This window comes from Micromonospora yasonensis (genome assembly GCF_026013475.1).
Taxonomy (GTDB): domain Bacteria; phylum Actinomycetota; class Actinomycetes; order Mycobacteriales; family Micromonosporaceae; genus Micromonospora; species Micromonospora yasonensis.
The window spans coordinates 13,073-36,275 of record NZ_JAPDPH010000053.1 but is presented as its reverse complement, the minus strand read 5'-3'; the positions used below and the strand labels follow the sequence as shown (position 1 = coordinate 36,275).

Below are 23,203 nucleotides of genomic sequence, written 5' to 3'. Positions count from 1 at the left end.
ACCGCCCGGCGCACCGAACGGGCGCTCGCCGCCGTCGTCACCGGGCGTACCGTCATCGCCATCGCACACCGTCTCAACACCGCGCACGACGCCGATCGGGTGGCAGTGATCGAGGACGGCCGGATCACCGAACTCGGCAGCCACGACGACCTCGTTCGCGCCGGTGGTGCCTACGCGGCCCTCTGGCACTCCTGGCACGGCGGTGCCGACCGATGACGAACGGCAGGCCAAGTTTCTATTTCCTTCCGAGTTGGCCGGCGGCCCGCCCGCGAGGGTGCCACCCTGATCGGCGCGCTACTGCACGGAGCCGTCAGGTCGTGGCGACGGACGCGCGGCGGACGACCACGGCCGCACTCAGGCTCACCGCCGCGGCCAGAGCGGCCGCCGTCAGCAAGGTCCGCCCGTCCGGCTGCAGCAGCGCCCGACCGCGCGATGCCTGCCAGACCAGCAACGCGACCAGCCCGGCGTACCCGAGCGCGCCCACGGCGACCAGCCGTACCCGCACGGCCGGCACGGCGAGCCGGGGGTGCCGCCGGGCCAGGATCGTGAGCAGCCAGGCCAGCAGGGGCAGCGCCTGGAGCGCGTGAATGCCGACGAAGTGCGCGATGCGCAGGTCGCCGCCGGTCGTCGCCCAGCCGGTGAGCGGCATCGCGGGGCCGTCGTCGGGCGCGCCGACCGCGTGCGCACCGCTGACCGTGAGCACGCCACCGGCATCGGCGACGCGCTGCTGCGCGACCGTCGGCTGCGCCATCATCACGCCCACCAACATGCCCGCCAGCGACACGAACATCCCCAACCGCATGGCCCACAGCGCGGCGCGGTCCGAATGTCGCTGGACGGAGACCACCACGGCGAGGACGAACGTCGACAGCCAGATCACCAGGGCGAGTTGGCCCATGAGGTCGTACACCGCCGTGTCGTACGGCGTCGCGACGTTGAAGTGACTGGCCCGCCCGCGTGCGGCCTGCGACACGATGGTGCCCACCTCCGCGGCGGTCGCGACCGCGGCGACGCTGGCGCTCCACCAGGCGATCCAACGGCCACGCCGGACCAGACGGAGCATCCAGGCGAGCGTCGCGCCGTACAGCGCGAACGACACCGCAAACTTGAGCGGCTTCAGCCAGACCGGACTGCCGTTGACGGTGCGGTCGTCGACCAGGAGCCCGGCCAGGGACACCAGCGCCAGGATCATCATGAGCCCGGCGAGCAACACCAGCGGCCGGTGCAGGCGCATCCGGGTCGGGGGATGCGCGATCAGCGCCTCGTTCGTCATGGCGTACACGCTCGCACCACCACCGATCCGGATCGATACGGTCAGCCTGGCAATCGGCGGTAGGGCTGTCCCCACCTCCGGTGAAATCCCGCTCAAGACTGGATGGTCGCCGCCGCGGGCGGGTCGATGGCGGACCTGACGGACCGCCGGCCCGGGCGGTCAGCCGACGGAGGCCGGCTTGTACGCGGTGACCAACTCCCAGGCGCCGGGCAGCACGGCCACCCGTTCGAAGCCGGCCTCGGCGAGCAGCTTGGTGTAGAACTCCACCTCGCGCAGCCGGCTGACGCAGTTGTCCACCCCGATCAGGAAGTAGCTCCAGAAGAACTGCATGGCCAGCCGGTCCGGAGTGCGGAACTCCTCGCAGATCAGCAGCATTCCGCCCGGCTCCAGCGCCTCGTACGCCTGCTCCACCAGGCGGCGGGCCACCTCGTTGGGCCAGTCGTGCAGTACCCGGACGAAGGACAGCGCGTCGTATCCCCGTGGCAGCGGTTCGGTGCGGAAGTCGCCGCCGACGAATCCCAGCCGCTCCGGGTGGCCCCGGGCAACGCGGGTGGCCGCCACCAGCGGCGCCACCGCCGGCAGGTTGTACACGTCGGCCCGTAGGCCCGGCGCGGTGTCCAGCACGTGCGCGGCGAGCGTCCCGTCGCCGCCGCCGACGTCCAGCAGGCGGTGTCGGTCCGGCCAGAGCAGATCGGCGTGCCGCCGTACGGCTTCGATCACCGGGGTCAGCCCGACGGCCATGCTGCGTTCGAAGTCGGCGGTCTGGGCGTCGGTCTTGGGGGGCCAGGCGAAATCGTCGTCGCTCATGCTCACCTCGCCGCGCAAGCTGGCACCCAGCCGGCCGTGCAGCCGCCGCCACGGGTAGCGGTCCCGGTCCCGCTCCACCGCGCCAGGGCCGACCACCGCGGCGACCGCGTCGCGCAACCCCGGCACGGCCCGGTAACCGGTGGCGCCGATGTCGTCGCCCGGCTCGTCGCGCGCCAGGAAGCCGAGGCTCTCCAGACAGTCGAGGAACTTGTACAGCCGCAGCGGGCGCACCCCGAACCGGGTGGCCAGCGCGTCGAGCCGGGCCGGCCCGGGCTCCAACGCGTCGAGCAGGCCCATGTCGAACGCCGTCTCGAGCACGTCCATCGCTTTGGGACCGTTGGCGAGCAGGCTCATCAGCGCCCGTGGCGAAAGGGTGAGGGTCACCGGGGCAGCTCCTTCTCCAGCGCGTCCATGAACGTGTCGATCTCGTCGAGGGTGTTGTAGACGTGCGGACCGACGCGAAGGTAGCCGCGCCAGCTGCAGATCACGCCCTGGGCGGCCAGCCGGCGCTTCACCGCCTCACCGTCGGGAACGTCCAGGCACACCACGCCGCCGCGGCGGTGCGGCGCGGTGGGGCTGACCACCGCGATCCCGGCCGCTCCGGCCCGGTCCAGGACCCGCTGGGTGAGGGCCAGCGAGTGTGCCCGGATGGCCTCGACGCCGATCCCGGCCAGCAGGTCCAGACCGACCTGGGAGACCAACGAGGTGAGCGGGTACGGCGTGCCGCCGGCGAACCGCCGAGTGCCGGGTGCCCAGCCGGTGGAGGGCTGGAAGGTCAACGCCCGGTCCCCGGCCTGCCAGCCGGTGGCCGCCGGCGCCAGCTTCGGCACCAGATCCGGGCGGACGTAGAGGAAGGCGGTGCCGACGCCGCACAGCCACTTGTGTGCGCCGCCGAGGACGACGTCGACGCCGAGGGCGGTGACGTCCAGCGGCACCACCCCCACGGTCTGGAAGGCGTCCACCACGACCAGCGCGCCGACGTCGTGGGCGCGGGCGACCAGGCGGGGCAGGTCGACCGTGGCACCGGAGATGAAGCTGGCGTGCGATACGCACACCAGCAGCGTCCGCTCGTCGAGGCGCGCCTCCAGGGCATCCTGGTCGAGGTGGGGACCGCCGGCGCCGACCACGTCGAGGTGGGCGCCGTAGCGGCCGAACGCCCGGAAGACGAACGGAACCGTCGGGTACTCCAGGTCGGTGGTGACGACCCGGTTGCGCGGCGGGCGGTAGTCGAAACAGGACGCCACCCGGGCGAGCAGGGTGCTCAGGTTCGCGTCGGTGACCACGCTGCCCGGCGGCGCACCGAGCAGGGCGGCCAGCGAGTCCGCGTACCGGTCGAGGTCGACGAACCATCCCTGCCACACATCGTCGCGCCAGGTGCGCAGCGTCTCCCAGTAGTCGTGCAGCACCCGCTCGGCACCCCTCGGCACCGCGCCGGTGGAGTTGTTGTTCAGGTAGACGCAGGTCCGCAGCAGCGGGAACTCGGCGCGCAGGGCCTCGTGCGCCGTATCGTCGAGGCGTTGGGGCGTGTCGGGGCCGGGTGCCGGGTCGGGTCGGCTCACGCGGAATAGCCTCCGGTCGGATTGATCGGGCGGGGATCGGTCGACAAAGTGGCTGCCAAGCCGAGGGAATTCGTCCAGCAATGCCGGGTAAGGAAAGGCGCGCGGATGGTCAGGGCTGGGCGGTGCCGGGCCCGTCGCCCGTGGGGCGGAGTCGGGCCTGCCACAGGTCCGGGAAGAACCGGTGCCCGATGAGTTTGCCGAGCAGGGTGGCCTTGCTGCCCGGAGTGCCGGCCGGCGCGTGGCCCCCGACCCGCAGGGCCACCTGGTAGTGCCGGAACCGCCACAGCGACACCTGCTCGTCCCAGTCCACCATCGCCTCGGCGAGCCGGTGCACCGGATCCGCCGGGTCCGTCGGGCACAGTGCCGCCGCCGGGATCCCCTGTGCGGCAAGGTGGTCGGCGAACGCGCGTCCCAGCTGCCGGCTGGCCGCCTGGACCCGGTGCCAACCGGGCGATTCGGCACCGGAGCCGTTGCCCAGCGCCGGCTGCATCGCCTGGAAGTCCACCGGCGACAGATGCCGGAACATCTCGAGATCGTCGGTGACCAGCCGCACGGCGAGTGTCGCGCGGACCAGCAGTGTTTCGGCCGTCGCCAGGTCCCCGGCATCCACCCGGGCGGTTGCCTCGGTCAGGTCGGCCGCCGCGAGCTTCAGCCACAGCTCGGCGGACTGGTGCACCACCTGAAAGAGCAGTTCGTCACGGTGAATCATCTCCGCCGAGGACCGTTGCAGGCTGAGCAGTTCATCCGTACGCATATATCGCGCGTAGTCCGTAGCAGCGGTGCCCGGCAGCACAGGGGCATGTTCACGCTTCACGCAGCAGTCCTTCGAGTGGCGTCAGCAGATCGGGATAAGCCGTACGTCGGCGGCAATCATCCAACGATGGACGGCGATGCGCTACCCCTAATTCACAATCGATGTCCGATGAGTCGCGAACGGAACTGCGGCCATCCGATTGAAGATGAACATATATACTCGCCAATGTTTGCTTCGTGACACCGCTCTGCTGCCCAGCTACTGCGGCACGACCGCCGTCTACCCGGCGCCGCCGGTCGGGTAGGCCACCTGTGCATGCGAGAGCCCGCGACACCGACGTCGGGGGCTCTCACTTTCGCGTCTTGGTCGCCTGGCCAGCTGGGGCCCCGCAGGCAGGTCAGCCCGCGGGGCCTGTTGTCACGCGGTCAGTTCCACAGCTGGAAGAGGTCGCTGCCGGAGCAAGCCCACTGGATGATGGAGCCGTTCTGGCCGACGTCCGATGCGTTGGCGTCCAGGCACGTCCCGGAACCGGCGTTGTGCAGTCCGGCGTTGGCGTCGCCGTTGGTGTTGAGCTGCCCGCTGCCCGAGAACCACCACCGCTGGTAGGAATCGCCGGTGGTGTTGCAGGCCCACTGGACGATCGCCCCGCCGTTGCGTACGTCGGACGCGACGGCGTCCAGGCACGTGCCGGTACCGACGTTCTGGAGCACCGGGTTGTAGTTGTTCGCACCGACCACCACGCGCCACTGCTGGTAGGTGTCGCTGCTGTTGCAGGGCCACTGGGCGATCCGGCCGCCGTTGCGTACGTCGGACGAGATGGCGTCCAGGCAGGTGCCGGCGCCCCGGTTCTTCAGCTGGAAGGAAAACCCGGTGATGGCGGTGCGCGCCGTGTCCAGGTAGGTCTTCCACGCCCCGTTGTTGTACGTCGACCACGGGGTCCAGTTGCTGCCGTGGCTGGAGATGTTCCACGCCGCGTTGGCGTTGCACTGGACCTGGTAGGCGCAGGCGTCACTGACCTCGGGGTGCCAGTAGTTGTTGATCTGCCACAGGCCCCGGTCGATCGAGCCGGGGTTCTGGCCCGTCGCCGACGGGTTGCAGCCTGACTCGGCCATGGCGATCGCCACGGCGACCACGATCTGCCGGACGTTACCGGCAGAGGTGCTGACGTTCGCGGTGTACGAGAAGCCGGCCTTGGCGGCCACCTTGGCACAGACCGTCGCGGCGGCGGACGCCGCCAGGACCGTCACGCCCGTGGGCGCACCGGCCCCCGCGTTCAGCGATGCCGGCACCTGTCCACCGGCACCGGCGGCGCCAGCGGTACCGGCGGCCGAGGCTGAGGCGGCCCCTAGCGGAACCATCAATACGGTGGCCAACGCCACGGCCAACAGTCGCGCCGGCCGAACCCGGCCCACGCCCCGCCACCGCGGGAATCTTCTGCTTACGGGATCGGATCGCACACACGCCTCCTGAGGACAGGGGTTATTCACTGCACCCGGCCGAGCGCGCCGCGCTGCTGGCCGGGCGGCTTCACCTTCGATGCGGTCAGGGCCTTTCGATCGGGAGGGGGTAGGGCCTGCTTATGAACTGCGCGCAGGTGCGGGTCGACGCGCCTTCCGCCGGTCGCGTCGGCTATAGACGGACGTCATCGTATGGCGGCCCGGCCCCGCCGCACAATGAGTGCGAATGGTGCAGTCTGCGGCGAACTCACCGACGGTAACCGAGGATTTCCGGGGGGCTTGCGGCCGATCAACAGCGTCGATTACCGACCGCCATCGGCGGCGCACCCCAAATCTGCTCTGCGGTTCACGCAAAGTTGTGACTTCGAGCCGGCCTGCCCGCGATGCGACTGGGCAGTTCCTTGCGAACAAATGGGGCGAAGCGAACGGGCAATCTCGATGGTCCGCACTCTGTTTGTGCCTCTGGTCGCGGGGAAGGCACGGGCGGAGGAGAGGAGATCCGGACATGCGTGACTTCGCGGACAAGGCCGAGGATCTGGCCAAGCAGCATCCGAAGCAGGCCGACGAGGGTGTTCAGAAGGCGGGCCAGCAGGTCGACCAGCGCACCGGCGAGCGGTACGACAAGCAGGTCCAGCAGGGCGAGCAGGCGGCGGAGAAGCGTATCAACCAGGGCAACCCCAACCGCTGACCGTGTCCGCGCACCCGGCGCGTCCCGCCGTGCCCGGGCGCGCCGGACTTGCGCCCGCCGCCGTCAGGGCGCCGGGCGAGCCGGATGGGCCTGGGCGCAGGGGGAGACAGTGACAGCCGGAGCGGCGCGGCGACGGTGCTGGGGCCTGCTCCTCGTCAGTTGCTCGGCGCGGCGCTGACGGCGCTGGCCCGGCCGGCCGAAGTGCCCCGCCCGGCATCCCGTCAGCGGTGCCGCTGCCCGACGCCGCCCTGCGGGGCGACTCCTGCCGGTATCGATAGGGCGACGTCCCGAACCACTCGTTCCGGCTGGCCCGGCGGCATTCGCGGGCTTGCCGGCGGCGCCTACCATCGGCGGCCAACGGCGGCTGTCTACCTTGTACGGGGAGAGGGGTCGGTGCGGCCCCGGCCGTCTCCGCGTCGCCGCCGCCCACGGCGCTCACCGCGGGCCCGGCTCCCGTACCGTCGACCAGCCTGCCGTCGAATGCGGTACCGGCGGCGACCCACGACCCGACCGGTGATCCGGTAATGCCCCCGTCCGACGTGCCCGTCCCCAACCCGTCCCGGACGGCGAAGCCGGCATCACCGCGACCGCCCCTGCCACCGATCGGGCAGGCGACGGTCGCCGAGCAGGTGCGGCGGAGCGGGACGCTGGTGATGGCCGACTACGCGGCATACGACCTGGACTCACTCGTTCTAGCTGAGGGGCCGCGGCGTGAGGCGAGGTAAGGACGTCGAGCGACGGCTATTGATCCATCCGCTAAACCGGTCTAGCATCCTTCAAACCGGTTTAGTGACGTGGACCGCATCCCCACCGGCACGGAAGGAGGCCACGTTGGTCAGGCAACGTCGACCGACGATCACCGACGTCGCCCGTGCCGCGGGCGTCTCCAAGGGAGCGGTCTCCTTCGCGCTCAACGGCCGGCCCGGGGTCGCGGAGGAGACCCGCCAGCGGATCCTGGCGGCGGCGAAGGAACTGGGCTGGACCCCGAGCCACCGGGCGCGCGCCCTGTCCGCCTCCCGGGCCTTCGCCGTCGGTCTGGTGCTCGCCCGCGCGCCGGAACTGCTCGGCGCCGACCCGTTCTTCCCCGCCTTCATCGCCGGGGTGGAACGCGTCCTGGCCGAACGGAACCAGGCGCTGGTCCTGCAGGTGGTCACCAACCGGCGGGCGGAGGAGGACGGCTATCGGCGGCTGGCCGCCGACGGCCGGGTGGACGGGGTCTTCCTCCTGGACCTCCGGGTCGCCGATCCACGGATCGCCCTGCTGGGGCAGCTGCGGCTGCCCGCCGTCACCCTCGGCCGTCCCGACGTGGCCAGTCCGTTCCCGGCGGTGCTGGTCGACGACCAGCCGGGGATCGCCGCCGCGGTCAACCACCTGGTGGAGCTGGGGCACCGGCACGTCGCGCACGTTGCCGGCCCGGAGCACTTCCTGCACGGCGCCGCCCGGCGGGACGCGTGGGAGATCGCGCTGCGGGCTGCCGGGCTGCCGCCGGGGCCGTGCGTGTCCTCCGACTTCTCGGCGGCCGGCGGAGCCCGGGCCACCCATCAGCTGCTCGACCTGGCCGATCCGCCGACGGCGATCATCTACTCCAACGACGTGATGGCGATGGCCGGCATGGCGGTGGCCCGGGAACGCGGCGTCGACGTCCCGGGCCGGCTCTCCGTCACCGGCTTCGACGACACCGAACTGGCCGCCCACATCAGCCCGTCGCTGACCAGCGTCCGGACCGATCCGTCGGGGTGGGGCCGGGTCGCCGCCCGTACCCTCCTCGACCTCATCGACGGCGACGGCGGCGCGGACGTCGAGATGCCTCCGGCGCAGCTCGTCGTCCGCGGCTCCACGGCTCCACCACCCACACCACACCCACACCAACAGCCGTGACCAGTCCTCCGGGCGTTGCCTCGCCCCGGCCCGGCGCACCGTCACGGCAGTCGAGATCGGAGATCGACATGAGACGTACCGTCCCCGCCGCCTTCCTCGTCCTCTCCCTCGGGCTCACCGCAGCGTGCGGTGACGGCGGCTCCGGCACCAAGGCCGACTCCTCGGCCAAGGGGCCGATCACCATCTGGCTGTCGAACAACAAGGAGGAGCTGGCCTGGGGTAACGCGATGGTCGAGGCGTGGAACGGCCAGCACGCCGATCAGAAGATCACCGCGCAGGAGATCCCGGCCGGCAAGTCCTCGGAGGAGGTCATCGGCGCCGCGATCACCGCCGGCAACGCCCCGTGCCTGATCTTCAACACCGCCCCGGCCGCCGTGCCGCAGTTCCAGAAGCAGGGCGGGCTTGTGGCGCTCGACAGCTTCGACGGAGCCGCCGACTACATCAAGCAGCGCACCGGTGCCGCCGCCGACCAGTACAAGTCCCCCGACGGCAAGTTCTACCAGATTCCGTGGAAGTCCAACCCGGTGATGATCTTCTACAACAAGGACATCCTCGCGAAGGCCGGCGTCAACGCGGACAACCCGCCGCTCGCCACGTACGACGAGTTCCTCGCCACCGCTCGGAAGATCAAGTCGTCCGGCGCCGCGCCAGCCGCGATCTACCCGGCCCCGAGCAGCGAGTTCTTCCAGTCGTGGTTCGACTTCTACCCGCTGTTCGCCGCGGAGACCGGCGGCAAGCAACTGGTGGAGAACGGCAAGGCCCAGTTCGACTCGCCGGAGGGCCTGCGGGTCGCGGAGTTCTGGAAGAAGCTCTACGACGAGGGCCTCGCGCCGAAGGAGAAGTACAACGGCGACTCGTTCGCCGACGGCAAGGCCGCCATGGCCATCGTCGGCCCGTGGGCGATCGCCGTGTACGGCAAGAAGGTGAAGTGGGGCGCCGCGCCGGTGCCGACCTCCACGGGCAAGCCGGCGGCCGAGGTCAAGACCTTCAGCGATGCCAAGAACGTCGCCATGTACTCGGCCTGCAAGAACCGCGCCACCGCATGGGAGGTGCTGAAGTTCGCCACCAGCAAGGAGCAGGACGGGGCTCTGCTGGAGGCCACCGGCCAGATGCCGCTGCGGGCCGACCTGCCGTCGACCTACCCGGACTACTTCACCAAGAACCCGGCCTACAAGGCCTTCGCCGACCAGGCCGGGCGCACCGTCGAGGTGCCGAACACGGCCAACTCCATCACCATCTGGCAGACGTTCCGGGACGCGTACTCCGAGTCGGTGATCTTCGGCAAGCGGCCGGTGGCGGAGGCGTTCTCCGAGGCCGCGAAGAAGGCCACCGGGCTGGCCGGGCAGTCCTGATGACCGGGCCGCTCAGTCGGGACGCATCCCGGCGCGGCCCGCAGCGCTGGGTGGCGGCCGTTCTCGGCCGCCACCCGGTCGGCGCGGTTCTCGTCGCGCCGTACGCGGCGTTCCTCGCGCTGGTGTTCGCCTACCCGTTCGGGTTCGCGGTGTGGATCAGCTTCCACGACTACTTCTTCACCGCGCCGGGCGTACCGGTCGACCGGCCGTTCGTCGGGCTGGCGAACTACACCGCCGTCCTCAGTGATCCCGCCGTACGCCAGGCGTTCGGGAACATCATCGTGTTCCTCCTGATCAACGTGCCGCTCACGACGGTCCTGGCACTGCTGCTGGCGACCGCGCTCAACGGCGCCATCCGCGGGCGCACCTTCCTCCGGGTGGCCTACTACGTGCCGTACGTGACCGCGAGCGTCGCGGTGGTGGGCGTGTGGCTGTTCCTGTTCAACTCCGGCGGCCTGGTCAACAAGCTGCTCGGCCCGCTGGCACCGGACCCGTCCTGGCTGGTCAGCGAGCACCTGGCGATGCCGACCGTCGCGATCTACGTCGCCTGGAAACAACTCGGCTTCTTCATCCTGCTCTACCTGGCCGCACTGCAGAACGTGCCGAACGAACTGTACGAGTCGGCGGCGGTGGACGGGGCCAACCGTTGGCAGCGGTTCCGTTCGGTGACCGTGCCGGCCGTCCGCCCCGCCACCACGCTCGTCGTGATCGTGGCGACCATCACCGGCGCGAACATGTTCACCGAGCCGTACCTGCTCACCGGCGGCGGCGGGCCGAACGGCGCCTCCGCCTCGCCGGTCCTGCTGATGTACCAGCGCGGCATCGAGCAGGGGCAGCCGGATGTCGCGGCCGCCATCGGCGTGCTGCTCGTGATCGGGGTCGTCACCGTCTCACTGATCAACCGGCGGATCCTGGAGAGGCCCTGACATGACCCGCGTCGTGCCCGACATCGCGCCGCGTCCCGTGCGGCGGCGCGGCACCCAGGCTGCGGCCGGACGGGCGTCCGGCCGTGGCTGGACCGTGCTGCGCCCGGTCCTGCTCGCCGCCGGCGCGGTGGCGTTCCTCTTCCCGTTCTACTACATGCTCATCGGATCGCTGCAGGCCGAGCCGGACACCTCGCCCGCCGGCGCCCTCCCGTCGACGAACCTCACCCTCGGCAACTACCGCGACATCAACGAGCGGGTCGACCTGCTCCAGTCGCTGGTCAACTCCGGCATCTTCACCGGCGGCGTCATCCTCGGCACGGTGGTCTTCGGCGTACTGGCCGGCTACGCCCTGGCCCGGCTCCGCTTCCGTGGGCGGGGCACGCTGTTCGCCCTGGTGCTGCTGGTCCAGGTGGTGCCGTTCCAACTGCTGCTGATCCCGCTCTACGTGCTCATCGTGCGCAGCTACGGCCTGGCCGACTCCTATCTCGGCATGATCCTGCCGTTCGCCATCAACACCACGGCGGTCTTCGTCTTCCGGCAGTTCTTCCTGCAACTGCCCGACGACCTGTTCGCCGCCGCCCGGACCGACGGAGCCGGTGAGGTCCGCATCCTGTGGTCGATCGCCCTGCCGCTGGTCCGCCCGGCGCTGCTGACCGCCGTGCTCCTGACGTTCATCGGGCCGTGGAACGAGTTCCTCTGGCCGTTCCTGATCACCAAGCAGGCCGACATGCAACCCCTGGCCGTGTCGCTCGCCAACTACATGACCAACGTCGCCGCGCGGACCGCCAACCCGTATGGCGCGATCCTGGCCGGCGCCTGCGTACTGGCCGCCCCGGCCGTGGCGCTCTTCGTCGCCTTCCAGAAGCACTTCACCTCGACCAACATCGGATCTGGCGTAAAGGGTTGAACCGTTGACTGTCTCCACCGCCGTCCCGTACACCCTCACCCGACTGGGCGTCGTCATGGCGCCCGCACCGGGGGAGCCGCTGGAAGCCGAGGGGGTGCTCAACCCGGCCAGCGGGCGTACCCCGGACGGGAAGCTGCACCTGCTGCCCCGGCTGGTCGCCGAGGGGAACGTCTCCCGGGTCGGGCTCGCCGAGGTCGAGTTCCGCGACGGGGTACCGGCCGGCGTGGTCCGGCGTGGCGTCGTCCTCGCCCCCGACGAGGGGTGGGAGCGCGGGCTGAACAACGCCGGGGTCGAGGACCCGCGCACCACCTGGGTGCCGGGCCTCGGCAGCCACCTGATGACGTACGTCGCCTACGGTCCGCTGGGCCCACGCCTGGCCCTGGCCGTCTCCACCGACCTGCGTACCTGGCGCCGGCTCGGTCCGGTGCAGTTCGCGTACCAGCCCGGCCTGGATACCGACCTGAACCTGTTCCCGAACAAGGACGCGGTCTTCTTCCCCGAGCCGGTACCCGGCCCGGACGGCCGGCCCTGCTACGCGATGCTGCACCGGCCGATGTGGGACCTGGGCTGGTTCCGCCCGGGTGAGGGGGTGCACCTGCCGGCCGGGATCACCGACGAGCGGCCCGGTATCTGGATCTCCTACGTACCGGCGGAGGAGGTGCACGCCGACCTCACCGCCCTGGTCCGGCTCCGCGACCACCGCTGCGTCGCCCTGTCCGAGTTCCCCTACGAGGAGTTGAAGATCGGCGCCGGCCCGCCGCCGGTGCGGGTCGAGGAGGGCTGGCTGCTCATCCACCACGGGGTGACCGGCCACATCCCCGACACCTTCGACCCCAGCACCCAGAAGGTCGAGTACGCGGCCGGGGCGATGCTGCTCGACCCGGCCGACCCGGGTCGGGTGCTGGCCCGCACCGCCGAGCCGATCCTGGTGCCCGAGACCGAGGACGAGCGGTCCGGCACCGTCCCGAACGTGGTCTTCCCGACCGCGATCGAGGAGGTCGACGGGGTCCGGTACGTCTTCTACGGAATGGCCGACGCCAAGATCGGCGTCGCCCGGCTCGACCGTGTCCGGTGAGCCGGTGCGGCCGGGCCGCATGGCCCGATCGGCCGCGTCGGACGGGACGGCTCCGGTGACGGGCCCGGCCGCGCTGCGCCTCGGCGTCGTCGGCGCCGGCGGCTTCGCCACCTTCCTCACCGGCGCCCTGCGTGACCTGCCGGAGGTGACGGTGACCGTGGTCGCGGACCCGGACACCGACCGGGCCGGGCGGCTGGCCGGGATCCTGGCCGCCCGGCCCGTGCCGGACTGGCGGGCACTGGTCACGGCCGACGACGTGGACGTCGTGGTGGTGGCCACCCCGCCGGCCGGGCACGCGGAGACCACGCTCGCCGCGCTGCGCGCCGGCCGGCACGTCTTCGCCGAGAAGCCCCTGGCCGTCAACGAGGACGAGGCGCTCGCGATCCGGGACGCGGTCGCCGCCACCGGCCGTGTCCTGGTGGTCGACCACGTGCTGCGCTACAACCCCGTGCTGCGGGCGCTGGCCCGACTGCTCGACCCAGGGTTCGCCGCGCCGCCCGGTTCCCCGTCCGACCCGCTGCTCGGTCCGGTCCGGCGACTCGCCTTCGAGAACGACGCCAGCGACGAGGACCTCGGCCCGGAGCACTGGTTCTGGGACGAGCGGGTCAGCGGCGGGATCTTCGTCGAGCACGGCGTGCACTTCTTCGACGCGGCCGACGCCCTCGTCGGCACGACCCCCGAATCGGTGCAGGGCATGCTCGGCCGCCGCCCCGGTGACGACCTGGTCGACCTGGCGGTCGCCACCACCCGCTACCCGGACGGCGCGGTGGCGACCTTCGCGCACGGCTTCAGCCACGCCCACCGCTGCGAGCGGCAACTGATGCGGATCGACTTCGGCACCGCCGAGGCCCGGGTGACCGGCTGGATCCCGGTGCACGCCACCGTCGACCTCTGGACCGACGACGCCGGCGCGGCGCTGGTCGAGAGCCTGCCGGCCCGGGCCGGGGAACTGCTCGCCGTCGACGGCCACCGGTTGCGCGACCCGGCCGTCACGGTGGCGGTGCACCGGCACGCCGGCCCGGCACAGGCCCGGGAACGCGGCCACGAGCGGCGGCTGCCGCACCGCTGCCACCTCACCGTCGACCTCGGCGGCGAGGCCGCCAAGCCGTACGTCTACGCCGAGAGCGTGCGCGCCGCCATGCACGACCTGGTGCGCTGCGTCCGCACCGGCGGTCGGCCCGCCGCCGGAGTCACCGAGGGCGTCACCGCGGTCGCCGTCGCCGCCGCGGCCGCCCGCTCCGCCCGCGAGGACCGCACCGTCCATCTCGGACGATCCGCGGAACCCGCCACCACCGCCTGCCCGTCCTGACCGAGGAGGTACCTCGTGAAACGCCGATCGCTGCTGCTGGGCGGCCTCGCCGTCACCACCCCACTGCTGACCGCCACCCCGGCCGCAGCCGCCGCCCTCGCCGGTGCCCCGAGCGCGGCGGCACCGGAAGGGCCGCTGACCAACCTCGCCCACCTGGACTTCCTCCGGCAGCACGTCACGCCGCCGGACCAGACCGGGCACACCACCTACCGGCTCGCCGACACCCCGCAGGTCGGGGTGCTGTGGACCTACGCCGAGCCCGGCCCGGACGGCGAGTTCCGCCGGGTCGGCGGCGGCGCGTACCACCCGGACACCGACACCTGGGGGCAGGGGGCGTACAACGCCGACGACATCTCCCGAGCCGCCGTGGTCTACCTGCGGCACTGGCGACTGACCGGGGCCACCACCAGCCGGGACGCCGCCTACCAGCTCCTGCGCGGCCTGACCTACTTGCAGACCGCCGACGGCCCGTACGCCGGCAACGTGGTGCTGTGGATGCAGCCGGACGGCACGCTGAACCCCAGCGCTGAGCCGAAGGAACTGCCCGACCCGTCCGACAGCGGCCCGTCGTACTGGCTGGCCCGCACCATCTGGGCGCTCGGCGAGGGGTACGCCGCCTTCCGCGGCACCGACCCGGGCTTCGCCGGCTTCCTGCGCGACCGCCTGGATCTGGCCGTCGCCGCCGTGCAGCGCCAGGTGCTCGTCCGCTACCAGCAGTGGCAGGTGATCGACGGGGAGCGTACCCCGGCCTGGCTGATCGTCGACGGCGCCGACGCCACCGCCGAAGCGGTCCTCGGACTCGCCGCGTACGTCGAGGCCGGCGGCGGCGCCACCGCTCGCCGGGCGCTGCGCCAGCTCGCCGAGGGCATCGCCGCCCTCGCCGACGGTGGGGTGCGGGAATGGCCGTTCGGTGCGGTGCGTCCCTGGGCGCTGTCCCGCTCGGTCTGGCACGGCTGGGGAGGCCAGATGCCGGCCGCGCTCGCCCGGGCCGGGCACGCGCTCGGCGACCGGGCCCTGCTCGACCCCGCCGTCACCGACGCCGCCGTCTTCACCCCCTGGCTGCTCACCTCCGGTGGTCCGGACAACGGCCGGCTGCCCACCCGGACCGACCGGACCCAGATCGCCTACGGCGTCGACTCCCGGGTGCAGTCCCTGCTCGCCGTCGCCGACGCCACCGGACGTTCCGGATTCGGGCAACTCGCCGCCCTCACCGCCGCCTGGTGGTTCGGCGCCAACCCGGCCGGCACACCCGGGTACGACCCGCGCACCGGCCGGGCCATCGACGGCATCAACGGCGACGGGCAGGTCAACCGCAACTCCGGCGCCGAGTCCACCATCCACACCCTGCTCAGCATGCTCGCCCTGGACGCGCGGCCGGAGTTGGTCGCGCTGGCCCGCCAGAGCCGGATCGTGGAACGGGTCGGCACGCTGACCCTGGAGGCCGAGGACGCCACCCGCCGCGGCGGTGCGACCGTGGTCACCCCACCGTCGGCGTGGACCGGCGAGTCGCTGATCAGCGGGAGCTACGTCGAGCTGCCCGCCGGTGCCGGGCTGCGCTGGCAGCTCCAGCCGGCCGACCAACCCCGACTGGTGCTGCCCGTGGTGGACCTGCGCCCCGACGTACCGGCCCGGACCGTCTGGCGCAGCGACGCCGGGCCGCTCGGCGAGGTCGACCACGCCCGGGTCGGCGCCCAGGGCACCTCCCCGGCGCCGGGCGCGCTGCTCCCGGTCACCCTGCCCCGCGAACTCGCCGCCGACGCCACCGAACTGACCGCCGAGGCGACGGCCGGAAACCCCGCCACCGTCGACGCGGTCATGCTGGAGCCGCTGGTCTCCCGGCTCACCCTCGCCGGTGACGGGCACAGCACGACGCTGCTGCGCAGCGCCGCCCGGATCGCCCGGACCGCGGCGGTCACCGCCGGCACCGGGCCGGCCACGGTCGAGGTGTACGACGCGGCGGGCGCGCTCCGCTCGTGGCACACCAGCGCCGCCACCGACCTGCGGGTCACCGTGCTGCCCGGCGGCTTCACCCTGGTCCGCGGGTGACCAGGTCCACGCCGGGGGAGCCGTGGTGGCGCGGCGGCGTCTGCTACCAGGTGTACGTCCGCAGCTTCGCCGACTCCGACGGAGACGGCACCGGTGACCTGCCCGGTGTGACGGCCCGCCTGCCCCACCTGGCCTCCCTCGGCGTGGACGCCGTCTGGTTGACCCCGTTCTACCCGTCCCCGATGGTCGACGGCGGATACGACATCGTCGACCACCGCGACGTCGACCCGCTCTTCGGCACCCTCGCCGACGTCGACGCGCTCGTCGCCGAGGCGCACCGGCTCGGGCTGCGCGTCGTCTGTGACCTGGTGCCCAACCACACCTCGGACCGGCACCCGTGGTTCCGGGCGGCGCTCGCCGCACCGCCGGGCAGCGCCGCCCGCCGCCGGTACGTCTTCCACCCCGTCGACGAGGAGCACCCGGACCGGCCGCCCAACGACTGGCAGTCGGCGTTCGGGGGAAGCGCCTGGTGCCGGGTGCGCAGCCCGGACGGCGGGCCCGACGAGTGGTACCTGCATCTGTTCAGTCCCGAACAGCCCGACCTGAACTGGGACGACCCGCGGGTGTCGACGGAGTACCGGGAGATCATCCGGTGGTGGCTCGACCGGGGCGTGGACGGGCTGCGCATCGACATGGCGCACGCGTTGTTCAAGCACCCCGACCTGGTCGACGCCGGCCCCGGGCAGCACATCGAGTTCCGTCGCAACCACCTGATGCCCTTCTTCGACCAGGCGTCCCTGCATCCGCTGTACCGGCAGTGGCGGACCATGGTCGACGCGGTGCCGGGGGAGCGGGCGCTGATCGGCGAGGTGTGCCTGTTCGACGCCGACCGGCAGGCCCGCTACGTCCGCCCGGACGAACTGCACCAGGCGTTCACCTTCGAGCTGCTGGAGTGTGACTGGTCCGCCCTGGCGCTGCGGGACACCATCGGGCGCACGCTCGCCGCGTACCGACGGGTCGGCGCCCTGCCGGCCTGGGTGCTGAACAGCCACGACGCGGTCCGGACGGTCACCCGCTACGGCGGGGGAGAGCGGGGGCTGCGCCGGGCCCGCGCGGCCGCCCTGCTGATGCTGGCCCTGCCCGGCGCGGCGTACGTCTATCAGGGCGAGGAACTGGGGTTGCCGCAGGTGGACCTGCCCGACGAGGCGCTGCGCGACCCGCTCTGGGAACGCTCCGGGCGGACCGTACGCGGACGGGACGGCTCTCGGGTGCCGATCCCGTGGACGGCCGACGGCAGCACGTACGGCTTCTCGCCCGAGGCCGCCGGCCGGCCGTGGCTGCCGCAACCCGACGGCTGGGGGTCGTGGAGCGTGCAACGGCAGACGGCCGAACCCGACTCCACCCTGGCCCTCTACCGGTCGGCGATCCGGTTACGGCGCGAGGTGGCCACGGCCGGTGCCGGCGAGTTGACCTGGTGGGACGCCGGGCCGGACGTGGTGGGGTTCCGGCGCGGCGAGGGGTTCGCCTGCGCGGTCAATCTCGGCGACCACGCGGTGCCGCTGACCGGCGTCGGCCGGGTGCTGCTGGCGAGCGCACCGGCGCGACCAGCCGACGGCGCCCTCCTGCTGCCACCGGACACGGCGGTCTGGTTCGCCCCGGCGTGCCGCGATGCCGTGGGCACCGCGGACTCCGGGTCGACATGAGTGGGCAGCGTCAGAAGTCGTCGTCGAAGGTGACCGCCCCGCTCACTCCGACCTGGTACGCCGACACCCGGCGTTCGAAGAAGTTGGACAGCTCCTGCACGTCCTGCAGTTCCATGAAGGCGAACGGATTGGTCGACCCGTACAGCGGTGGGATGCCGAGTTGGGTGAGCCGCCGGTCGGCGACGTGCTGGAGGTACTGGCGCATGTCGGCCAGGGCCAGTCCGGGCACGCCCTGGCCGAGGAGGTCCTCGGCGAACTGCGCTTCGCAGTCGACCGCCTCGGTGAGCATCTGCCGGACCCGGTCGGCGAGCTCGTCGTCGAACAGGTCGGGTTCCTCGGCGCGGATGGTGTCGACGACGTCGAAGGCGAATGCCATGTGCATCGACTCGTCGCGGAACACCCAGTTGGTGCCGGAGGCGAGACCGTGCAGCAGGCCGCGGGAGCGCAGGAAGTAGACGTAGGCGAACGCGCCGTAGAAGAACAGCCCCTCGATGCAGGCGGCGAAGCAGATCAGGTTGAGCAGGAACGCCCGCCGATCCGCCCTGGTACGCAGCGCGCGCAGGTCGTGCAGGGAGTCGATCCACCGGAAGCAGAACTCGGCCTTGCGACGGATCGACGGGATGTTCTCGATGGCGGCGAACGCGGCGGCACGTTCGGTCTCGTCGGGTACGTAGGTGTCGAGGAGGTTGAGGTAGAACTGGACGTGCACCGCCTCCTCGAACAGTTGCCGGGACAGGTAGAGGCGGCCTTCCGGGCTGTTGACGTGCTGGTAGAGGTTCAGCACGAGGTTGTTGGCGACGATCGTGTCGCCGGTGGCGAAGAACGCGACGAGCCGGCTGACCAGGTGTCGCTCGGCGGGGGAGAGCCGGTCGAGGTCGGTCAGGTCGGTGTGCAGGTCGACCTCCTCGACCGTCCAGGTGTTACGGATGGCGTCGCGGAAGCGGTCGAAGAAGTGCGGGTAGCGCATCGGGCGGAGGGTGAGGTCCATCCCGGGGTCAAGCAGCATAGGTGTGGTCTCCGTGGTGGTGTCGGTCGGGGTGGTCACTGGCAGGCCTCGCACGCCTCGGGGTTCTCCAGCGAGCAGGCCAGCGCCTCCGCGTCGAGGCTCACCGGTGGAATTACGGCGGACACGGTGGCCTGCTGGATGCGGGTGGCCGGTCGGGACCGCAGGTAGTAGGTCGTCTTCAGCCCGCTCTTCCAGGCGTACAGGTACATCGAGGAGAGCTTGCCGATGGTCGGCGCGGCCAGGAACAGGTTCAGCGACTGGGACTGGTCGATGAAAGGGGCGCGGGCGGCGGCCAGGTCGATCAGCGCGCGTTGCGGCAGCTCCCAGGCGGTACGGAACAGCTCCCGCACCTCCGCCGGCAGCGCCGCGACATCCTGGACGGACCCGTCGGCGCGTTTGATCGCCGCTCGGATCGGCTCGGTCCACAGCCCGCGAGCCTTGAGTTCGGCGACCAGGGCGGTGTTGACCTGGAGAAATTCCCCGGAGAGGGTTTCGCGCTTGAACAGGTTGGACACCTGCGGCTCGACGCACTCGTAGCAGCCGGCGATCGAGGCGATGGTGGCGGTCGGGGCGATCGCGACCAGCAGCGAGTTGCGCAGCCCGTGCGCGGCCACCCGCTCCCGCAGGGCGTCCCAGCGCGCGGCCTGGCTGCCGGTGACGCCCCACAGGTCCGGTTGCAGCTGCCCGCGCGCCGCCCGGGTCTGGGCGAAGGCGGGGTGCGGGCCGTGCCGTTCGGCGAGGTCGGCGGAGGTTTCGAGGGCGGTCAGGTAGAGCTCCTCGCTGATCCGGGTGGACAGCTCCCGCGCGGCGGGGGAGTCGAACGGCAGCCGCAGCGCGAAGAACACGTCCTGCAGGCCCATCAGTCCAAGGCCGACGGGTCGCCAGCGGGGGTTGCTCGCCGCCGCCTGCGGGGTCGGGTAGTAGTTGATGTCGATCACCCGGTCCAGGAAGGTCACCGCGGTGCGTACGGTGGCGCGCAGCCGTTCCCAGTCGACACCGTCGCCGGTCAGGTGCGCGGCGAGATTCACCGAGCCCAGGTTGCACACCGCGGTCTCGGCGTCGCTGGACACCTCGATGATCTCGGTGCACAGGTTCGACAGATGCACCACGTTGCCGGGCTCCGCGGTCTGGTTGCACAACCGGTTGGCGGCATCCTTGAACGTCATCCACCCGTTCCCGGTCTGCGCGAGGGTCCGCATCATCCGCCCGTACAGCTCCCGGGCCGGTACCTGCCGCACCCACCGGCCCTGCGCCTCCGCCGTCCGGTACGCGGCGTCGAACTCCTCGCCCCACAGGTCCGGCAGCTCCGGCGCCTCGTCCGGGTCGAACAGCGACCACACCCCGTCCGACTCCACCCGGCGCATGAACTCGTCCGGAATCCAGTTCGCCAGGTTCAGGTTGTGCGTACGCCGGGCGTCCTCGCCGGTGTTGTCCCGCAGCTGCAGGAACTCCTCGATGTCCGGGTGCCACGGCTCCAGATAGACGCAGGCGGCGCCCTTGCGCCGGCCGCCCTGGTTCACCGCCGCCACACTGGCGTCCAGCGTGCGCAGCCACGGCACGATGCCGTTGGAGCGCCCGTTCGTGCCCCGGATCAGCGCCCCGCGGGAGCGGACCCGGGAGAACGCGATGCCGATGCCGCCGGCGAACTTGGACAGGTTGGCCACCTGCGCGTACCGCTGGTAGATGGAGTCCAGCTCGTCGCGGGGCGAGTCCACCAGGTAGCAGGACGACATCTGGGTGTGCCGGGTACCGGAGTTGAACAGCGTCGGCGAACTCGGCAGGTACGCCAGGCTCGACATCAGCCGGTAGAACCCGATCGCCTCGTCCGGCGTGTGCGACAGACCGCACGCCACCCGCAGCAGCCAGTACTGCGGCGTCTCCAGCACCAGCCGGCTGGTCGGGTGCCGCAGCAGGTACCGGTCGTAGACGGTGCGCAGCCCGAAATACTCGAACCGGAGGTCACCCGTCGGGTCGACGGCGTCGTCGAGTTGGCGCGCGTGGGCGGCGACGAAGGCGTCGGTCTCGTCACCGATCAGCCCTTCGGCGTGGCCGCGCCGGATCGCCTGGCTGAACGAGCCGATGCCCTGCCCGCGTACCTCCTTGTCGACGTATCCCGCCAGCAGGCGGGCGGCGAGCCGCGAGTACTGCGGCTCCTCGCCGATCAGCTCGGCCGCGGTCTGGATCGACAGTCGGTCCAGTTCGTCGGTGCTCGCCCCGTCGTACAGTCCGCTGATGGTGCGGGTCGCCACCCGCAGCGGGTCGATGTCGGTGAGGTCGGCGGTCCACCGCTCGACCGCCCGGACGATCCGGTTGACATCGACGGGTTCGAGATCGCCGTTGCGCTTGCGGACGTGCATCTGCACGCGCCGCTGCCCGGGCAGGGCGGTGTCGCCCGGCACCCCGTCAGTGGTCGGGTGGACCTCGGTGACTGTCACTACTCACTCCTCGCGAGCTCGAGACCGGATGGGCCTCGGCGCGCAGGGTGCAGACACCGCCGGACACGCGCCGGCATCGGCGGTGTCCCGTGGGCGTCGGCCGTCCCGCGCGGCCTCGGACCGTCACACACCCGGCAGGGTGTGCGACGCGCTGGCAGGTCTTCGGACTCGCGGGCCCGACCGGACGAAACCGGTCTCCTACTGGCCGTCGCTTCCCAGGCCACGGCGTGGCCCAGTGCTGATGACGGCGGTCGTTCCCACTCACCGCTGCGGGGCAGTCCCGGACTCCCACCGGGTTCCCTCTTGCCTCGACCACCCCCTTCCGAGGGTGGTCGAACCAGCTGCGTCAGACACCATATATGGCCGCCTGCCTGGTTGAGCAACACCAGATGTCGCGTCGGCGTGTCAGATCCGTCTCACTGCTGGAATCGGGTTCCGCGTGCGCGGCACGCCGGTTTCGGTGATCGGACATGGGGAAAGCCGGACGGCAGACCTGAGGGGGCAGGCCATGATCGACAGCATTGATCGGGACGGCGTTCAGCGCCTGGTCCGGCAGGAGCGTGCCCAGGTGGTGGAGGTGCTGCCCCGCCCGGAGTACGACTGGGCTCACCTGCCGGACGCGGTGAACCTGCCGTTGAAGCAGCTCGGCGCCGAGAGCACGGCGACACTCGACCGGAGCCGCCCGGTCATCGTCTACTGCCACAACACCGAGTGCGACATGAGCCCCCGTGCCGCGGTACGGCTGCGCCGGCTCGGCTTCGCACGGGTGTATGACTACCCCGCCGGGAAGATGGACTGGCTGTCCTACGGGCTTCCGCACGAGGGCGAGGCCCTGCTGGTCGGCGATGTGATCTCCCGCGACGCGCCGACCTGCCGCCTCGACGAGCGACTCGTCGACATCCGCCGCCGGTTCGACGAACCGGATTTGTGCGTCGTGCTCGACGACGGTGTCGTGCAGGGTGTGCTCCGCGGCCAGGTGCTGCGACACCCCCCGGACCAGGCCACCGCGGCGCAGGCGATGACCGTCGGCCCCACGACCGTCCGGCCGAGTGAGGAGGTGGAGGCGCTGACCGCGCGCATGCGGCACCATCACGTCAACGCGATCCCGGTTACCGGCTCGGACGGGCGCCTGCTCGGGATCCTGCTCCGCGAGGAGGCCGAATCGGCGCTGACCCGGCACCGTCAGGGGACGGCGGAGCCGGTCAGGGCGTAACCGGGCCACCCCGAGTGGCGCGGCCAGTCCTCGATATGGTGCTTCGGAGGGCCGATCGAACGACGGCCGGGGAGCCGACGTGGACGATGATGGGCTCGGGCCGTTCTTCGCGCTGGAGTCGTGGCGTGCCGGCGACGGCTGGCGGCCGCTCGACGACGTGGTGTCCGATCCGCTGGTCATCGCCGAGCGGGTGTCCACCGCCCGGACGGTGATGGCCGAGCGGGCCGGGCTGCCGGCCAGCAGGATCGACCCGCGGGCCATGGCCTCGGTGGTGTCACTCGGCCTGTTCGCCCGGCTACTGTCACCGCCGTTCGGCACGGCGGTCCGCACCGGCGTGGTGCCGGCGCTGACCATCGCGACCCTGTGGTGGAAGCCGGTCGGCGGTGGTCCCTGGCCAATGGCCACCTCGGCCGGGGAACCGACACCACCAGCACGAGCAGCATCGCCGGAATCCGTCGCGGCGCGGTTCGCCGAGCAGATCGTGGCCGGTGTCGCCGCGCCGGTGCTGGCCGTCTTCGCCGCCGAGTACCGGCTGTCGGAAAAGGTGCTGTGGGGCAACGTCGGATCCGCGCTCGGCGGCGCAGCCGGAATGCTGACCACCGGGCGGCCGGAGCTCGCCGACCGCGCGGCGGACCTCGCCGAGCGGATCCTGGCGGTGCCACCGCTGCTCGGCACCGGCCGGCTTGCGCACCCGGATCCCGATCACCCGCGCCGGTTCTTCGTGCGCCGCTCGTGCTGCCTGTTCTACCGGATCCCGGGCGGTGGCACGTGCGGCGACTGCATCCTGATCCCGGCCGACGTCCGGCGGCAGCAGTGGCGGGTGGCGCTCACCCGGTGACGCACGGCGCGTCCAGGGCCCGCCCTGCTGATCGCCG

At 71.8% G+C, this 23,203-nt stretch carries 18 protein-coding genes, 1 pseudogene and 1 riboswitch; of the genes and pseudogenes, 12 read left to right on the top strand and 7 right to left on the bottom strand.

All coding sequences use genetic code 11. From position 1 onward, the window contains the following. Positions 1–216: pseudogene (locus ONA70_RS13980) on the top strand (ABC transporter ATP-binding protein); the annotation flags it as partial. A gap of 94 nt (positions 217–310) precedes the next feature. Here the strand turns inward: ONA70_RS13980 and ONA70_RS13975 are convergent. The 5 genes from ONA70_RS13975 to ONA70_RS13955 all read right to left on the bottom strand — a co-directional run bounded on the left by ONA70_RS13975 (position 311) and on the right by ONA70_RS13955 (position 5,640). Continuing rightward, entirely contained in the window at positions 311–1,273 is a 963-nt protein-coding gene (locus tag ONA70_RS13975; protein ID WP_265006840.1) for a hypothetical protein, read from the bottom strand. Positions 1,274–1,432: 159 nt separating this feature from the next. Further along, positions 1,433–2,464 (bottom strand): methyltransferase, encoded by a 1,032-nt coding sequence (locus ONA70_RS13970; RefSeq protein WP_265006839.1) that lies wholly within the window; start codon positions 2,462–2,464, stop codon positions 1,433–1,435. Continuing rightward, positions 2,461–3,639: an aminotransferase class V-fold PLP-dependent enzyme gene (locus tag ONA70_RS13965; protein ID WP_265006838.1), complete on the bottom strand. Its 1,179-nt coding sequence runs from the start codon at positions 3,637–3,639 to the stop codon at positions 2,461–2,463. The genes ONA70_RS13970 and ONA70_RS13965 overlap by 4 nt, the downstream gene beginning before the upstream one ends. Positions 3,640–3,748: 109 nt before the next feature. Further along, entirely contained in the window at positions 3,749–4,453 is a 705-nt protein-coding gene (locus ONA70_RS13960; protein WP_265006837.1) for a tryptophan 2,3-dioxygenase family protein, read from the bottom strand. A 365-nt stretch (positions 4,454–4,818) separates the two neighbouring features. Continuing rightward, entirely contained in the window at positions 4,819–5,640 is an 822-nt protein-coding gene (locus ONA70_RS13955; protein WP_265006836.1) for an RICIN domain-containing protein, read from the bottom strand. A 715-nt stretch (positions 5,641–6,355) separates the two neighbouring features. On the opposite strand from ONA70_RS13955, the gene ONA70_RS13950 reads away from it, so the two are divergent. From ONA70_RS13950 to ONA70_RS13910, 9 genes are all read left to right on the top strand, one after another. Further along, positions 6,356–6,538: an antitoxin gene (locus tag ONA70_RS13950; RefSeq protein WP_265006835.1), complete on the top strand. Its 183-nt coding sequence runs from the start codon at positions 6,356–6,358 to the stop codon at positions 6,536–6,538. A gap of 831 nt (positions 6,539–7,369) precedes the next feature. Then, positions 7,370–8,416, top strand: coding sequence for a LacI family DNA-binding transcriptional regulator (locus tag ONA70_RS13945; protein WP_265006834.1), 1,047 nt, complete (start codon positions 7,370–7,372; stop codon positions 8,414–8,416). Positions 8,417–8,484: 68 nt separating this feature from the next. After that, the gene (locus ONA70_RS13940) at positions 8,485–9,768 is read left to right on the top strand and encodes an extracellular solute-binding protein (protein ID WP_265006833.1); all 1,284 of its coding nucleotides are present in this window, start codon (positions 8,485–8,487) and stop codon (positions 9,766–9,768) included. Continuing rightward, a complete protein-coding gene (locus ONA70_RS13935) occupies positions 9,768–10,694 on the top strand; it encodes a carbohydrate ABC transporter permease (RefSeq protein ID WP_265006832.1) in 927 nt (308 codons plus the stop codon). Before ONA70_RS13940 ends, ONA70_RS13935 begins: the two co-directional genes overlap by 1 nt. Position 10,695: 1 nt before the next feature. After that, positions 10,696–11,601, top strand: coding sequence for a carbohydrate ABC transporter permease (locus tag ONA70_RS13930; RefSeq protein WP_265006831.1), 906 nt, complete (start codon positions 10,696–10,698; stop codon positions 11,599–11,601). Positions 11,602–11,605: 4 nt separating this feature from the next. After that, a complete protein-coding gene (locus tag ONA70_RS13925) occupies positions 11,606–12,676 on the top strand; it encodes a glycoside hydrolase family 130 protein (protein WP_265006830.1) in 1,071 nt (356 codons plus the stop codon). A 55-nt stretch (positions 12,677–12,731) separates the two neighbouring features. Beyond that, on the top strand, positions 12,732–13,985 hold the full coding sequence (locus ONA70_RS13920; protein ID WP_265006829.1) for a Gfo/Idh/MocA family oxidoreductase: 1,254 nt from the start codon (positions 12,732–12,734) through the stop codon (positions 13,983–13,985). Between the two features lie 15 nt (positions 13,986–14,000). Beyond that, positions 14,001–16,031: a hypothetical protein gene (locus ONA70_RS13915; protein ID WP_265006828.1), complete on the top strand. Its 2,031-nt coding sequence runs from the start codon at positions 14,001–14,003 to the stop codon at positions 16,029–16,031. Further along, positions 16,028–17,674: a glycoside hydrolase family 13 protein gene (locus tag ONA70_RS13910; protein WP_265006827.1), complete on the top strand. Its 1,647-nt coding sequence runs from the start codon at positions 16,028–16,030 to the stop codon at positions 17,672–17,674. The genes ONA70_RS13915 and ONA70_RS13910 overlap by 4 nt, the downstream gene beginning before the upstream one ends. 10 nt (positions 17,675–17,684) lie before the next feature. Here the strand turns inward: ONA70_RS13910 and ONA70_RS13905 are convergent, their stop codons facing one another. Then, the gene (locus ONA70_RS13905; RefSeq protein ID WP_265006826.1) at positions 17,685–18,680 is read right to left on the bottom strand and encodes a ribonucleotide-diphosphate reductase subunit beta; all 996 of its coding nucleotides are present in this window, start codon (positions 18,678–18,680) and stop codon (positions 17,685–17,687) included. Positions 18,681–18,715: 35 nt separating this feature from the next. Then, a complete protein-coding gene (locus tag ONA70_RS13900) occupies positions 18,716–21,115 on the bottom strand; it encodes a ribonucleoside-diphosphate reductase subunit alpha (protein WP_406601191.1) in 2,400 nt (799 codons plus the stop codon). 137 nt (positions 21,116–21,252) lie between these two features. Further along, positions 21,253–21,472, bottom strand: a riboswitch (cobalamin riboswitch). Between the two features lie 151 nt (positions 21,473–21,623). On the opposite strand from ONA70_RS13900, the gene ONA70_RS13895 reads away from it, so the two are divergent. Then, on the top strand, positions 21,624–22,328 hold the full coding sequence (locus ONA70_RS13895) for a CBS domain-containing protein (RefSeq protein WP_265006825.1): 705 nt from the start codon (positions 21,624–21,626) through the stop codon (positions 22,326–22,328). 79 nt (positions 22,329–22,407) lie between these two features. Then, positions 22,408–23,166 (top strand): (2Fe-2S)-binding protein, encoded by a 759-nt coding sequence (locus ONA70_RS13890; RefSeq protein WP_265006824.1) that lies wholly within the window; start codon positions 22,408–22,410, stop codon positions 23,164–23,166. The last annotated feature ends 37 nt before the right edge of the window (positions 23,167–23,203 follow it).

What these genes read in the sequence shown, in the direction of transcription:
- ONA70_RS13975 (WP_265006840.1), bottom strand. Translation starts at nt 1,273, where the DNA reads ATGACGAACGAGGCGCTGATCGCGCATCCCCCGACCCGGATGCGCCTG.
- ONA70_RS13950 (WP_265006835.1), top strand. Translation starts at nt 6,356, where the DNA reads ATGCGTGACTTCGCGGACAAGGCCGAGGATCTGGCCAAGCAGCATCCG.
- ONA70_RS13940 (WP_265006833.1), top strand. Translation starts at nt 8,485, where the DNA reads ATGAGACGTACCGTCCCCGCCGCCTTCCTCGTCCTCTCCCTCGGGCTC.
- ONA70_RS13935 (WP_265006832.1), top strand. Translation starts at nt 9,768, where the DNA reads ATGACCGGGCCGCTCAGTCGGGACGCATCCCGGCGCGGCCCGCAGCGC.
- ONA70_RS13930 (WP_265006831.1), top strand. Translation starts at nt 10,696, where the DNA reads ATGACCCGCGTCGTGCCCGACATCGCGCCGCGTCCCGTGCGGCGGCGC.
- ONA70_RS13905 (WP_265006826.1), bottom strand. Translation starts at nt 18,680, where the DNA reads ATGCTGCTTGACCCCGGGATGGACCTCACCCTCCGCCCGATGCGCTAC.
- ONA70_RS13895 (WP_265006825.1), top strand. Translation starts at nt 21,624, where the DNA reads ATGATCGACAGCATTGATCGGGACGGCGTTCAGCGCCTGGTCCGGCAG.